The following is a 15,143-nucleotide window of genomic DNA, read 5'->3' on the forward strand; positions in this document are numbered from 1 at the left end:
CCCCTTTTGTATTCACCGGAATCGGGATGAAATTTAAACTCAGGCAGGCCAAACCGTTCAGGACCCGGATTCAGTTTCCGGACCTCAGGCACCAGCCTGCCTGTTGTGCCTATGTCCAAAAACGGCTTGAGTCGTTGGTGGATGGTCGCCTGGTGGCGGTCAGGCCTGCATCCGGGTCCATTATTCTGGTTCACCCCCAGGGTCCCCCGGATCTGCAGGGTGTTATTAATCTGGTCTTTTCGTTTAAGTCTGTCCTTGATGAAATATCAGCGGGTGAGATGCCGGCAGCTCAAACTGCGGCTGTTGCAACCTTACACAAATCAAGTGCTACAGACGGTGCTGCCCACGTATCCGGTTCCACCCTTTTAGTTTCCGGCATATATATCGGGTGGCTTATGTTCAAACGGGTTTTTGTGCCTGTCTCAGCCGTCGGCTCCTTTGCGGCCCGCCTGGCCAGCCTGCCTGGTTTTTTAGCGGTGTGGCTTGCCATGCCTATCCAGCGCCAGGCAGTTGAGAATTTAAAAAACACCGGCCGGGTGGACATGGGGTTTATCTCCACTGGGCTGCTTTATGCCTCCCTTTTCACCGGAAATATCCTGACCGCCCTGGCCGTGGCCTGGCTGTACAACCTGTCGGGATGGCTGGAATCCCGGATCCGGAAGCACACCCGAAAAGCAGTCAAGGACATGCTCTCCGGCCGGCAGACCCATGCCTGGAAGCTTGTGGACGGCGTGGAAGTCCGGGTGGACCCAGGCACGTTGATGCCGGGGGACACCATTGTTCTCAGCCACGGCAATACCGTGCCCGTGGACGGCCGGGTGATCAAGGGCACGGTTCTGGTAAACGAGTCTGCCATGACAGGGGAGGGCATCCCCGTTGTTAAAACTAAAACTCAGGCTGTTCTGGCCGGGACCCTGGTGGAAGATGGATATGCCTGGGTAATCGTTGAAAAGACCGGAGACCAGACCCGGATGGCCGCCATTATCCGGCTCATTGAATCTGCCCGCACCGATGTCGGGGAAGCGGGCCGGGCCACCCTGAAAATTTCACAGTACATGGTGCCTATCTCCTTAACCCTTGCCGGAACAGCCTTTTTCATGACCGGTTCGCTGTTCCTGGCCATTGCCACCATGATGGTGACCTGTCCCTGTGCCCTGCGTCTTTCTTCGTCCACGGCCGTTTCCGTTGCCATGGGCCAGGCCGCAGCCCAGGGGATTTTAATCAAGGGCGGAACCCATGTGGAAACCGCAGGCCGGGTGAATATCCTGGTGCTGGATAAAACCGGCACCCTGACACAGACTTCGGCCCGGGTCACCCGGGTGCAGAATCTGGACCGCCGGTACAAGGAAGAGACGATTTTAAAACTGGCAGCCGCAGCCCTTGGGTCCTTGAATCACCCCCTGAGCCGGGCTGTGGTTTTAAAAGCCCGTGAGCTCGGGCTTGCGCTTCCGGTCTGTGAGGCCAGAAAAATGATTGTGGGCCAGGGGGTGAAGGCCAGGGTGAAAACCAGGACCGGCGTCAAAACGCTTCTGGCCGGATCAAAAAATTTCATGACAGCCAATGGCCTGGATCTGCCTGGTGCGGCATCGGTATCCCACCCCGGGACAGGCTGTGACGCCCGTTCGGATTCCATTGTTTTTTTAGCCCTTGAAAACCATATCCTGGGCTGTATCCACGCGACCCATGCGATGCGGCCCGATGCCGGCCCGGATACCATGGCGCGATTGAAGAGCCTTGGCATTTCCCGGATTGTGCTGCTCACCGGAGATACCCGGGAAGGCACCCGGGATTTTATTGGGCAATTGTCTTTTGATGAGGTGCATTGGGGCATGTCACCCGAAGATAAGGCCCTCTGGATTGACCGGAAGAAAAAGGAGACCCCCGGAGCCGTGATCGCCATGGTGGGAGACGGGATTAACGATACCCCGGCATTTTCACGGTCTCATTTAAGCTTTGCCGTGGGCGATGCCGGGGAGGATTTGACCCTTGAATGCGCAGATATTGTGCTCCAGCAGGGCGGGCTTGGCAAGGTGGCAGAAAGCCTGGCGTTAGGCCGGCACGCCCTGTCCGTGATCCGGGAAAGCTATGCCCTGGCCATCAGCCTGAACAGTGTGACCCTGGTGCTGATGCTTTCGGGCTTGCTTTCTGCCTTTGCAGGGGCACTGATCCACAACCTGATCACCCTGGGTGCGGTGACCCTTGCAGCCCGGCCACTCAAGCCCCCGGGCCGACCCGGAAACCCGCCGGAATTGCCAATGCCTGACATTGTGGCAGGAAAAGACAATCGCCTGTCTGGCGTCGCCATCGAGAAGGGGTGATGTCTGATTTTTTTACATCCTGGAAAGATAATTGGCAAAGATTTAAAAATTTCTAAACCCATTTAAAGGCGGCTTAACTCCCCATGCCTTATATGCCAAGGGGATAGGGATGCAGGTCTTATGCAGGCACAAAAGATGCGTGGGTGAATAAATGGGTGCATAAAGAGGTGAATAAAGAACAGAGACAAGCCTTTGATGAAGTTTTATACGAGACTAGTGAATGGGAGGTGCTCATGCCTGACAGACCAAGAATTCTCATTGTCACCCCGGAAGTGACGTATCTGCCGGAAGAAATGGGATCATGTAAAGGCTATTCCGCCAAGGCCGGCGGCCTGGCCGATGTTTCAGCCGCCTTGATCAGCGCCTTGTTTGATCTGAATTGCGACGTCCATGTCGCCATACCTGATTACCGTTCCATCTATCATGATTATTCCACTGAAAAGCATGACCAGGAGGTGAAAAAAATCAAGCAGATCCTGGACGAGGAGCGGATTCATTTTGCAGCAGATCGGGCGTTTCTTTATAAAGAAAAAGTATATTCCGGCAGTTCAAAGAAAAATCTGAAGGTGTCCCTGGCCTTTCAGCGGGAGGTGATCAACAACATCATCCCCAGGGTTCAACCGGATATCATCCACTGTAATGACTGGATGACAGGCCTGATCCCGGCCATGGCAAGGCAGTATGGAATTCCCTGCCTGTTTTCCATTCACAATATCCATACCATGACCTCCACCCTGGCCGAGATCGAGGACCGGGGGATTGATGCTGTTTCCTTCTGGCAATGGCTTTATTTTAAACGGCCCCCTGAAAGTTATGAAGAAAGCCGGGAATTTAACCGGGTGGATTTTCTTTGCTCAGGCGTATTTTCAGCCCATTATGTTAATACAGTCAGTCCGGCGTTTTTGCAGGAGATCGTTGAAAACCGGCATCCTTTCGTGGACCCCGGGCTCCAGGCCGAACTCACCCACAAGTGGGAGGCCGGCTGCGCTACGGGTATTTTGAATGCGCCGGAACCGGAATTCAACCCGGCAGTGGATGACATGATCCGGTTTAATTACGGGCCGAAAAATCACCGCAGGATGAAACGGAAAAACAAGGCCTTTCTCCAGGAAACCGTTGGCCTTGAACAGAATCCGGATGCGCCTTTGTTTTTCTGGCCCTCCCGTCTGGATCCGGTCCAAAAAGGATGCCAGCTGCTGGCCCAGATTATGTACCAGACCATATCCCGCTACTGGGACACCGGGATTCAGATCGTCTCCGTGGCAGACGGAGAATATTATAAGTACTTTAAAGATATTGCCGGGTTCCACGATCTAGAGCATCGAATAGGCGTTCTGAAGTTTGACGAACAACTCTCCCACCAGGCATTTGCCGGGAGTGATTTTGTTTTCATGCCCTCTTCCTTTGAACCCTGCGGCCTTCCCCAGATTATCGGGGCCATTTACGGGACCCTGCCTATTGTATTTGATACAGGCGGCCTTCATGACACGGTAAGGCCCCTTGAGCTGGAAAGCGCCAGGGGCAACGGTTTTATTTTTACCATATACGATGCCCAGGGACTGAGCTGGGCTGTGGACCGGGCCATGGACTTTTTTGCCCTTGATCCGGATGAGCGAGAGGCCCAGATCCAGCGGATCATGATTGAGTCTGTCACGGAATTCAACCACAGCCGCTGTGCTGAAAGCTATATTTGCCTGTATGAAAAAATGCTTAAAAGGCCCTTCATTGTCCGGCCCGGAATGGACACTGTCCAGCAACCGGGCGATTCCGGGATTTGAACAAAATATTGACACCGGGATTTTAAAAAATTAAAATAAATCCGTTGGGTTAGGTTCCAGCTTGACGATACCATTTAAAAACCATTTCGGAGGGTGTCATGTTTACAAAACAATATCTTAAAACCAAGGATGTGTGCAGGGTCAGATTTAAAGTGCAGAAAAAAATGATTGGACCGGCAGAAACAGTCAACCTGGTTGGTGATTTCAACAATTGGGATGAAAAGGCCGGAGCCATGAAAAAACTCAAAAACGGGGATTTTTCTGCGGTCCTTGACCTTAAGCCTAAACAGTCTTACCAGTTCCGTTACCTGGTGGATGATACCCGCTGGATCAACGATGAAAGCGCGGATGTTTACCTGCCGTCTCCCTTTCATGGGGAAGACAACTCGGTTGTTACGATTTAAGGGCCGGGTCTTCCGGTAATCAAAGACCCCAGGGTCCTGTATGGAGTTCACGCATGTCCTATTTTGATTTTTCAAATTTTGAGACCTCTTTTAACAATTACATTAAATACATTCTGGGCAAGCAACCTGAGTACGCCTCGAAAAATGATCAGTTAAACGCTGTTTCCTATGCCGTTGGCAAGTACCTGATGGATATTGGTTATGATACACAGAAACGCTACCAGGAAAATGATGCCAAACGCCTGCATTACCTGTCTCTTGAATTCCTTATCGGGCGGCTTTTAAGCAATAATTTGTTAAACCTGGGTATTTATAACCGCTGTAAAAAATTTCTTGAAAAAAAGGGCATTGACCTTGACTTTTTGGTAGAGGAAGAACGGGATCCGGCTTTGGGTAACGGCGGTCTCGGACGTCTGGCCGCATGTTTTCTTGATTCGTTGGCCTGTCTGAATATGCCGGGATTCGGGTACGGAATTAATTATGATTACGGTTTGTTTAAACAGGTGATCGTTAACGGATACCAGAAGGAAAAACCCGATTACTGGCCCAACCGTATGTCACCATGGCTGATCCGCAGAACAGAAGAGCGGTATATGGTTCCCATTTACGGCCAGGTGGAGGGCAGTGTGGACAGGGACGGGGAGTATAACCCCATATGGACGAACTGGTCCCTGCTCATTGGCCGGCCCCATGATATCCTGGTTGCAGGTTTCGAAGGCCGTACCGTCAATTATCTGCGACTGTTCACGGCCGAGGCGTCCGAAAACTTTGATATCAATATTTTCAATGACGGTGACTATTTCAAAGCCGTGGGCCGGAAAATCAAATCCGAGACCATTTCCAAAATTCTCTATCCGTCGGATTCCAAAGAGGCGGGAAAAGAACTTCGGCTGGTTCAGGAGTATTTCCTTGTGGCCTGTTCCTTAAGGGATATTATCCGCAAGTATGAAATGGACCATGACTCCTTTGATCATTTCTATAACAAGGTGGCCATCCAACTCAACGATACCCACCCGGCTCTGGCAGTGGCCGAGCTGATGCGTATCCTGGTGGATGAAAAAGGCATACAATGGGAAACTGCCTGGGATATTACTAAAAAAACCCTTGGATATACCAATCACACCCTGTTGCCCGAGGCCCTGGAAACCTGGCCGGTAACGATTATGGAGCGGGTGGTGCCCCGGCATGTGCAGCTGATTTATGAAATCAACCAGCGGTTTCTGGAATATTTGACCGTTCGTGATCCCGAGGTGACCAGCGAAAGCATTGAAAGAATGTCCATCATCCAGGAAGGGCCTGTCAAACAGGTGCGCATGGCCAATCTTGCCATCATCGGCAGCCATTCAATAAACGGGGTGGCAAAGGTACACTCCAATCTGGTTAAAACACAGCTTGTTCCCGAATTTTACCGGCTGTGGCCGGAAAGATTCAACAATAAGACCAACGGGGTTTCTCCCAGGCGCTGGATCGCGGCCTGCAACCCCGGCCTTGCCGATTTTATCACCGAAGCCATCGGTCACCGATGGGTGGGGGACTTATCGCGGATCTGGGAATTGGAAGCCTTTGAAAATGATCCGGGATTTCTGGACCGGCTGGGCCGGATCAAGCTGGCCAACAAAGAGGCGTTGGCCACGTTAATCCGTAAGCAATTGTTTCTGACCGTGGATCCCCAGTCCATTTTCGACATCCACGCCAAGCGGATCCATGAATACAAGCGCCAGTTGCTCAATGTGCTTCATATCATTCACCTGTATCTTTCCATCAAGGAGGACGGCAAGGACATCGGGATTCCGCGGACCTTTATTTTCGCCGGCAAGGCAGCTCCGGGTTACCATTTTGCCAAACTGATCATTAAACTGATTCATTCGGTTGCCAACGTGATCAATAAGGATCCGGAGATCCATGACATGATCAAGGTGGTTTTTTTGCCGGACTATCGGGTCACCCTGGCGGAAAAAATTATTCCGGCTGCAGATGTCAGCGAGCAGATCTCTACCGCCGGCATGGAAGCCTCGGGAACCGGAAACATGAAATTTGCCATGAACGGTGCGTTGACCATCGGTACCCTGGACGGGGCTAATATAGAGATCGCAGAACAGGTGGGCAAGGAGAATATCTATATTTTCGGCCTCACCGTGGACGAAGCAGAGGCGCTTCGCCCTAATTATGAGCCCAAAACTTTTTATGATGAGGATGAGGATTTGAAACGGGTACTCAAGGCCATTTATTCCAACCGGTTCTGTTCCGACGAACCCGGTATTTTCAAACCTGTTTTCAGCCAGATCATGGGCAACCGGGAACATTATCTTCACCTGGCCGATTTCAGGTCTTATGTTACAACCCAGTTAAAGATCGGAAACGATTATAATGACCGTACCAAATGGCTCTCCATGTCCCTGAAAAATATTACCCGCACCGGTATCTTTTCCAGTGACCGGGCTATCCGGGAATATGCGGACGGCATATGGGGGATCAGCTCCTTTAAGGAGTAGCTTTAGTGCCTTACTCCTGAGCTTCTGTCACAAAAAACAAGAAATTGTTAGACTCCTTTCTTCTTGTTTCTAGTTTCCAGTCTCTAGTTTCTGCGGCTCTGCCGCCTTAGTTAGTACCAGGGCGCAGCGACTGGGCAGGTAAAGGCTCAGGGCATGACGGTTTTCAGCCACATCGCCCAGAGGCCTGGTCAAATGCACCTGGTCCGGGTTCAGGCGGCCCAATCCGCCGAACCGGGTTTCATCCGTGTCCAGGCGCATTTCATATTTGCCTGCCGGTGCATGAATCAGGTAATCGGAAAAAGAGCGTTCCGGATGAAAGTTGAACACAAAAACAAGGCCGGACCGCTCAAATGCCAGAATTTTGTCATTTTCGTGGATGTGCAAAAGCGCTGGGCGGTCCCATGCAAACAAATGCGTTTGTTTTGCCAGGGCAATCATCTGTTTGTCAAAGGCGAACAGATCCGGGAAATACAGATTCCTGTCATACTTCAGGGACCACAAGCGTCTGGCGTGATGAAAGGAGTATCCATTGGCCGGAGATGGAAAATCAATCCATTCGGGATGGCCGAATTCATTGCCCATGAAATTGAGGTATCCTTTGTGGGCGCATGCCAGGGTCACAAGGCGGATCATCTTGTGAAGCGCCACGGCCCGGCAAGTGGTGATGCCTGTGTTGGATTTTTCCATGGAATTATAGATTTTTTCGCCCATCAGGCGCATCATTACGGTCTGATCCCCCACCAGGGCCTGGTCATGGCACTCCACATAACTGATCGTGCGCTCTTCGTCCCTGTGCCGGGTCAGTTCATACCACACCGTTCCCAGGTGCCAGGCTTCGTCCCTGACCTCCTTGAGCAGCTTGATCCAGTAATCAGGCACCCCCATGGCAAATCTGAAATCAAAGCCTGTGCCGCATAATTTGGCTGGTGCAGCTAGTCCGGGATACCCGCTCACATCTTCTGCAATGGTTACTGCATCAGGCCGGATTTCATGAACCAGGTCATTGGCCGCATAAAGATAACTCAAGGCATCTTCATCCACATCATCACCAAAATAATCCTGGTACCCTGTAAAGGCACGCCCCAGCCCGTGATCGGCAAACAGCATGGAGGTTACGCCGTCAAACCGGAATCCGTCCACCCGGAATTGCTCAAGAAAATATCTCAGGTTGGAGAGCAGAAAAATGAGTACCTGCGTTTTGCCATAGTCAAAACACCGGGAGTCCCAAAGCGTATGGTCCCCCCGGCCCAGGTCATGAAAAAACTGGTACATGGAACCGTCAAACCGCGACAGACCCTCCACCTCATTTTTCACGCTGTGGGAGTGTACAATATCCATGAGTACGCGGATGCCGGCCTGATGTGCCCTGTCCACCAGGTACCTGAAATCATCCGGTGTGCCGAACCGGGAAGAGGGGGCAAAAAAAGACGACACATGGTATCCAAAGGAACCGTAATAGGGGTGCTCCTGGACCGCCATCATCTGCAGGGTATTGTACCCTGCGTCAATGACCTGGGGCAGGATGTGGTCGGCAAATTCCCGCCAGGTACCGACCCTGCCGTCCTCCAGGGCCATTCCCGTATGGGCTTCGTAGATCAAAAGAGGGCTTGTCGGCAGGTTGGGGACTTGTGTCTGCCACTGGTACGGCTGGTCCGGTGCCCATACCTGGGCATTGAAAATATAGGTGGCATTGTCCTGGACGACCCGGGTGGCTGCCGTGGGGATACGGTCGCCTTCCCCGCCGTCCCATACCACCTTGAGCCGGTAAAGCTGTTCATGGCAAAAAAAACGGTCAGGAAACCGGGCTTCAAAGATGCCTTTTGGGTCAGGCCCTTTAACTTCCCAGTCCGAAGATTTTTCCCAGTTATTGGCTGGTGTGAGGATAAACATGGCCGTTGCATTGGGTGCCCATTCCCTGAACACCCAGCCCTTTTTATCCCTGTGCAGGCCAAACACCTCATGGTAGCCGGCAATCTTTGCCCAGGATTTTTTGTGTTTGAGTTTTTCCGCCTTTGCCAGGGCCTTTTCAAAACGTGACCGGATAATGGGCTTAAACGGTGAGAGATACGGATCATTTGTCCATAACGGATCAGACCAGGAAAGGCCTTTTGAGCATTTTTTCATAGAGTTCAATATAGTTTGCAGCGCAACGGCTGTGGTTGAATTCAAGTACAGATTCAGTCATGATCCTGCGGATATGACCTTCTTTTTCATCCGGATCCAGGCGGAAAAAATCCATGGCACGGTCCACGGCCCAGTTCAGTCCCTGGGCATCGTGCACATTGAAAATAAATCCATTGCCCGTTGAATGCTCCGCATCCAGTTGTCTGACCGTATCATGCAGGCCGCCTGTGTCAAATACAATGGGCAGGCTGCCGTAAATCCCTCCGATCATCTGGGGCAATCCGCACGGCTCAAAGGAGGAGGGCATGAAGATAAAGTCACTGGCTGCAAAAGCCTGGTGGGACAATTGTTCGTTGAACCCCCAGATACTGATCCGCTGGTGCAGGCCATGGAAATTGACAATGTCGTGGAAATGTTTCTGATATGTCCCGTCTGCCACAGATATAATCTGAATGCCGGTATCCCAGTAACGGGAAATAATATCATACATGGTTTCTGCCAGCAGCGTACACCCCTTTTGCACAGGATCCAGGCGGGAGGGCCAGAAAAAAAGAGGCGCATTGGGATTTAGCCCAAGACCCACGGATTGCTGCAGAAAAATTTTATTATGCATTTTCTGGACACGGTGGTTTTTGGGGCCGTAATTAAACTGAACCATCTCATCCACGGCTGGATTGAATTCCGGCTCAGGTGCATTTAAAATGCCTGTGGCGCATCCGGCGTGCCATTTGTGGGCCAGCTCTTCCCTGAGCTGCGGTTCCACAAAGGGATGGCGGTTTTCGACAATCTCATGCAGGAAGGTGGGGCTTACCGTGTTCACATAATGGGCGGAAAACACCCCAGACGCCAGAAAATCCACCCGGTTGGTATCCCGGGTCTCCTCGTAGTTAACGGGCGGATATTTGAAGTAGAGCCAATGCCAGAAGGCTGCCGCATCAATTCCCCTGTCCTCGATTTCGGCCAGGGTAGAGGTCATGGTATGGATGTTATGAATGGTGAACAGGCACGGGATCCCGTATCGCCTGGCCATGGCCGGAATCAAGCCGGTCATCCAGTCGTTGCAGTGGATGATGTCAGGCTCCACCCTTGGGATGATATTGTTGATCACCTCCCGCTGGAACGCCAGGGACACTTTGAGGTCTTTATCCGAATAACCGGAATAGACCCCGTCCTTATATAGGAAGACCCGGTCCGCGGCAAAATGAATCCGTTTCTCACGCAGACGAAGGCGGATTTTTTCCACTTCCCTGTGATGCCTTGGCTCGTTATCTCCGTGATAGATGGACCTGTAGTCGGGTATGGCCACATGAACATCGCAGCTTAGATCATACAATGCGGAGATCAATGCGGCCGACACATCTGCCAGGCCCCCGGCCTTGGCCGAATAATCATCATCCCCGGGGCTTATCCCCTCGGGCAGATAGGTGACTTCCGGGGTTACAATAAGAATTCTTGGTCTATTGGGCATGACCACCTCCCATTTCCTGGTTTGCTGACGGGTCGCAAACAATTAACGCTAAATAAATATACTAAATGTAATAAATATACTATAAATAATTAAATTAAAATCCGGGTCAATTTATGGGCAACCCTGGCAATTTCGCTGGATCCCCAGGCCTGGGCATCGCATCCCCTGGGGGTGTGCGGGAAATTGCCGTCAAGGATTTCAGGTACAAAACCTGCCGCGCCCGTGCGCATCAATGGCAAAGCGCTGCCCAGCCAGGCCAGGGCCGCCGGAATTCCCGGGGGCCCAAAGGCTGTGGCCCAGGCCTCGCAGAACACCGGGAACTGCCATGTCCAGGCTGTGCCATTGTGGTAGGCCGGTTTCCTTTGTGTATCCTCATCTCCCTGGTAATACCCGGCATAGGGGGCATGGGGATCTGCCAGATTCTGCCCGTTCCGTTCAATGAACAAAGGCATGGCAAGGGGCCGGTCCGCAAGGCTTCTGATGCCGCCCGGCACCAGAAGTTCCCGGCAGGTTTCCACCACCCGGGCCATGATTTCCTGGTCATTGATGACTCCTAAAGTGATCAGCAGCAGCTGATTGGGCCGCAGGGCATCATCAGGGGCCGCATGGCCGGCGTCAACCGGTTCGCTGCAGTGCAGGCAGTCGCTGAAAAAACCATCGTCTTCGCGCCAGAACAGGTCCATGATGGTGCGTTTTACCGTGTCAGCATGTTTTTTCCATGAGGTTTGTGTGTCCGAATCATCAACCTGGGATAAAAATTGAAGGGCATGGCACCACAACGCCTGGATCTCAATGGGATATCCCTGGCGGGGGGTGCCTGCCGGGAAATTGGTGTCCATCCAGGTAAAATGGGCCGGGCTGTAGAGCAGCATGGATTCAGGATCTGCCTTGACACCGGTGGGAGTGCCCTTGATCATGGATGATGCCATGTCTTTGAGCACCTGGATCATGGTGCGCTGTCCGATGTTCTGGGTGAGTACCGTCGCTTTGCCAAGGTGTTGGGTCAGGTCCCGGCAGCAGGCGAAGAACCACAAAGGCGCATCCGAGGTTTCAATGTTCCTTGCATCGTCACCGCATATCATATTCGGCAGGGTGCCGTCCTTTTCAAATTTTCCGAAAAGAGAGAGCATGGCAAAGGCATCCCGGGTCCGGCCAATTTCAATCAGGGAACGGCAGAAGATCAGGCTGTCCCTTCCCCAGTCCAGGAACCATGGATACCCTGCCACTACGCTTTTTTCCTCCCCCCGGTCCACGATGAATGCGTCAAGGCTTGCCTGGACTGCCTGAAAAAACGGTACGGTTGAATGAAAAGGACCGGGCAGGGAGATCTCTTTGCCGTCTTCGGGTTCAGGCATTGTCTCGTCATCAATGACACAGGCTTTCAGGCTCACAGTATCTCCGCCCTTGACATTGATACTGAAATAGCCCGGGCTGAACAGATCGGAGTCGGCATCCAGTCCCCGGGTGGCTTCAACGTTTCTGTGAACCATGTATTGCCATTCCGGTTTCAGGAAAAATGCGTCCCGGCTGCTTGACAGCCGAAGTATCTTCCCGGTTTGGGAATGAAAGAAAAATCCGTTTTCAAATGCCGAAACCCTAGGCGGCCATTGTTGTTCAGGCCCGCTGAATGCCTTAACCGTGTCATGGAAACTTCTGTCTTCAATGTCGGGACGGATGATCAGTGTGACGTTCCGTTGGGGCTGAAGGCGCCGGGGATTATCCGCCGGTGCGGTTTCCCGGTGCAGGGTCAGGGTCACGGTATTGGTTTTCCGGTCCATCTCCAGGAACAGATCAATGACATAATACCTGCCTTCGGATGAGGGAATTCTGAACCGCCATTTTCCGCCCTGGTCATGGGAGGCCCAGAAGGCATCCAGGCAATCGGGCCCAAGTTCCCTGGAATAGCCCTGGAATACACCCCAGATCTTGAACCGGGACAGGAGCATCCACCGGTTTTCGGGCAGGTTTGGATTCAGGTTGGCGCCCAAAAGCGCATCATAACGGCTCTCCAGGTGGCTGAAACTTGCCCCTGCCCGCATCATTGCACCCAGGCGCGTGGTGGACAACTGCTTGATGGACAGGTCTTGTGCAATCTCCCTGCGGGTAAAGGAGAGGCGCAGGTTAAGGGCCTCAAAAGGGGGGAGATACCGGATATTGCCGGTAATTATCTTGGTTCCTTGGGGTCCGGATATGCGCAGTTTGAGCAGGCAGTCCCTGTGATTCTCTTTTATTTCCATGGGCATGAAAATGGCCTGGTATCCACAATCCCCTTCTGCGGGCAGGCTTTCACAAAATCCCAGGCATTGTCTGTCAGGCCCTGCTTCCTCAAGCTGGACCCTGAAATGCCGGCTGCACCGGACCAGCAGGAAAAAGCCCGGGGGAACCATTACCCTGCGATTGACATCCTTGTGGGCATCAAACAGAATGGTGCGGCTGGGCCGCCTGTCCGGGTAAAGTCTGCGGATAAAGGTTTCAGGATCCCGGGTCAGGTCCATGGCGGCCTGGTTCACATCCAGGTCGGCCAGATTCATGTGGCCGTTCACCGCAGTGATCACCTCAAGGGCCAGGGCCCTTCGTTTCTGCATCAGAACCCTGCCCGGCATGGACAGATGCCCGGCCGGCTGGGACTTAAGCAGGTCCAGATCACTCTTTTTAGGACTTAAGGCCAGTACTGCGCCCGGTTTAAGGAGAATGCGGAACTTGCCTTCTCTGTTTTCTGCCTGGACAGCGTCACCCGAAATCAGGTCTGTCCATGGGAAGGCTGCGCCACCTTCCAGACCAGCCGGCCACACCGCCATGACCTGACTGTCGCAGTCCAGGTTGACCAGCACCAGTATCCGGGAATTATGACGGGGGTTGAATCTCAGCAACGCCAGGGCCTGGCTCTCTTTTTCATGGATGAGTTTCAATTGAGCCCGGCTGAAAAAGGCAGGATGTTCCCGTAAAAGAAGATGAAGCCGGGTGATATAATCCACCTGGTTGTCAGGATTTCCCCAGTTCAGGCCCGGGGAGTTGTGGACATTTATTTTTTCCCTGGCAAACCATTCCACGCCGTTGGTAAATCCGAAACCTCCGCAGATACTGAAAAGCGCGCAAAGGCCGGTCCTCATTTTTGCATAGGTATGGGACACCTTGGCCAGGCGGTCATTGTCATGGGTTTCCGCAAAATGGATTAAGTGGCCGCAGGTATTTGAAAGGTCTATGGCATGGGGAATGTACCGGGATATCTGCTCAAGGGAGTATTCCTGGAAAAGCTCTGAATAGGCCCAGTTGAAATTTGCGTGCTGGAGCAGGTGGCGGGTTGCATCCGGTGGCCCCCCCAGTCCTTCAAGGAAAAAAACCGTGTCAGGATACTGGCTTCTGACCTTGGCGATAATATATTCCCAGGCCGGTTCCGGGATCATGTACCCGGCATCGCACCGGAATCCGTCCACACCCCGGCGGCACCAGAGCAGGAAAATATCAGCCATGTACTGCCACAGATCCGTGTGCCGGTAATCCAGCTTGGTCAGGTCCGCCCACACAACACCCCAGGCACCGGGCATGCGGATTTTACCGTCATCCTCCCGGTCCAGCCATTCGGGATGGGACTCATGAAGACTGGCTGCCCAGCCGGTATGGTTGATGGCAATGTCAAGGATCAGGTAGCCGTCGTGGTCATGCACGGCATCCACCAGTTCCATGAATTGTTCAAGGGGGGTGGCTGCCGGGTCAAACTGGGCCAGGGCCGGGTCCACATCTGAAAAGTCCAGGGCTGCATAGGGGCTTCCGAACCGGCCCATCCGGGCATAGGTGGTGGGGGTGGGATGGATGGGCAGAAGATGAATCGCCCGGCAGCCCATCCGGGAAAAGATAAAGTTCAACTGTTCCTTCAGATCCCTGAATTTTCCGGATTTTGGAATCACAGTGAATCCCTGGTTATCCAGTTTGTTGATCACGGAATCCAGGTTGGGAGGCTGGAACGTTGCGTCCCTGGTGGGGCCGAATTGCCGCACAAAAGCGTTATAAATGATATTGGCGCAGCAGGTGCCGGCCGGTTCAACACATATGGTGGTGTTGTCCCCTTCGGGCCATACCGGTACATCACTGTCCCGGGGAAGGAAAAAGCATTTGGCCTGGAATGATCCGGTCTGGACCAGGGGCAGGCGGATGGAAAAATTTCCATCCCCCTCTTCTTTCATGGGCAGGTCATGCCAGGCCTCCCCCAGTTTGATGCCGTTTTTTTCCACCCGATGGATGATTTCCCTGCGGATTGCATTTGCATTTCCCATGTTGGTTCTGACAAAGGCCCGGCCCGGACTGTCAGGGGATACGAAAAGCGTGAAAACGGCAATATCTCCGCAGAATAAGACCCGGGCCGTTCCCGGAGGCGGGCTCTGGGTAAGCAAGTGTATTTCCTGATTTTCTGTGACCATGGTTTTGCCTTAAGAAGTTTGGACGTAACAATAATGGGCAAGATTTTTTAAAAACGAATTATATCATATAATTCCAAATAGTAAATAAAAAGAGAACAAGGAAAAAAACTGGCTTTTTTAAGAAAAAGCAGCTATGCAGTGAGA

7 protein-coding genes are annotated in these 15,143 nt (G+C 52.6%); 4 read left to right on the top strand and 3 right to left on the bottom strand.

Features of this window, described 5'->3' with window-relative positions; translation table 11 throughout:
• Nucleotides 1-26: 26 nt before the first annotated feature.
• From Q366_RS11890 to Q366_RS11905, 4 genes are all read left to right on the top strand, one after another.
• Complete coding sequence (locus tag Q366_RS11890) at nucleotides 27-2,318, top strand: heavy metal translocating P-type ATPase (RefSeq protein WP_035239132.1); 2,292 nt, start codon at nucleotides 27-29, stop codon at nucleotides 2,316-2,318.
• A 233-nt stretch (nucleotides 2,319-2,551) separates the two neighbouring features.
• Nucleotides 2,552-4,096: a glycogen synthase gene (locus Q366_RS11895; RefSeq protein WP_035239133.1), complete on the top strand. Its 1,545-nt coding sequence runs from the start codon at nucleotides 2,552-2,554 to the stop codon at nucleotides 4,094-4,096.
• Nucleotides 4,097-4,194: 98 nt separating this feature from the next.
• Complete coding sequence (locus tag Q366_RS11900) at nucleotides 4,195-4,500, top strand: isoamylase early set domain-containing protein (protein WP_035239134.1); 306 nt, start codon at nucleotides 4,195-4,197, stop codon at nucleotides 4,498-4,500.
• 53 nt (nucleotides 4,501-4,553) lie between these two features.
• A complete protein-coding gene (locus tag Q366_RS11905; protein ID WP_035239135.1) occupies nucleotides 4,554-6,992 on the top strand; it encodes a glycogen/starch/alpha-glucan phosphorylase in 2,439 nt (812 codons plus the stop codon).
• 69 nt (nucleotides 6,993-7,061) lie between these two features.
• Here the strand turns inward: Q366_RS11905 and Q366_RS11910 are convergent, their stop codons facing one another.
• The 3 genes from Q366_RS11910 to Q366_RS11920 all read right to left on the bottom strand — a co-directional run bounded on the left by Q366_RS11910 (nucleotide 7,062) and on the right by Q366_RS11920 (nucleotide 14,999).
• A complete protein-coding gene (locus Q366_RS11910; protein ID WP_035239136.1) occupies nucleotides 7,062-9,116 on the bottom strand; it encodes an alpha amylase C-terminal domain-containing protein in 2,055 nt (684 codons plus the stop codon).
• The gene (locus Q366_RS11915; RefSeq protein WP_035239137.1) at nucleotides 9,082-10,584 is read right to left on the bottom strand and encodes a glycogen synthase; all 1,503 of its coding nucleotides are present in this window, start codon (nucleotides 10,582-10,584) and stop codon (nucleotides 9,082-9,084) included. Before Q366_RS11915 ends, Q366_RS11910 begins: the two co-directional genes overlap by 35 nt.
• Nucleotides 10,585-10,673: 89 nt before the next feature.
• Nucleotides 10,674-14,999 carry an amylo-alpha-1,6-glucosidase gene (locus tag Q366_RS11920; RefSeq protein ID WP_035239140.1) on the bottom strand — a complete coding sequence of 1,442 codons (4,326 nt, stop codon included), beginning with the start codon at nucleotides 14,997-14,999 and terminating at the stop codon, nucleotides 10,674-10,676.
• Between the last annotated feature and the right edge of the window lie 144 nt (nucleotides 15,000-15,143).

Source organism: Desulfobacter vibrioformis DSM 8776, from assembly GCF_000745975.1.
Classification (GTDB): domain Bacteria; phylum Desulfobacterota; class Desulfobacteria; order Desulfobacterales; family Desulfobacteraceae; genus Desulfobacter; species Desulfobacter vibrioformis.

Excerpts from the sequence above, each read along its gene's own strand:
- Q366_RS11915 (WP_035239137.1), bottom strand. The coding sequence starts at position 10,584 with ATGCCCAATAGACCAAGAATTCTTATTGTAACCCCGGAAGTCACCTAT.
- Q366_RS11920 (WP_035239140.1), bottom strand. The coding sequence starts at position 14,999 with ATGGTCACAGAAAATCAGGAAATACACTTGCTTACCCAGAGCCCGCCT.
- Q366_RS11895 (WP_035239133.1), top strand. The coding sequence starts at position 2,552 with ATGCCTGACAGACCAAGAATTCTCATTGTCACCCCGGAAGTGACGTAT.
- Q366_RS11910 (WP_035239136.1), bottom strand. The coding sequence starts at position 9,116 with ATGAAAAAATGCTCAAAAGGCCTTTCCTGGTCTGATCCGTTATGGACA.
- Q366_RS11890 (WP_035239132.1), top strand. The coding sequence starts at position 27 with ATGAAATTTAAACTCAGGCAGGCCAAACCGTTCAGGACCCGGATTCAG.
- Q366_RS11905 (WP_035239135.1), top strand. The coding sequence starts at position 4,554 with ATGTCCTATTTTGATTTTTCAAATTTTGAGACCTCTTTTAACAATTAC.
- Q366_RS11900 (WP_035239134.1), top strand. The coding sequence starts at position 4,195 with ATGTTTACAAAACAATATCTTAAAACCAAGGATGTGTGCAGGGTCAGA.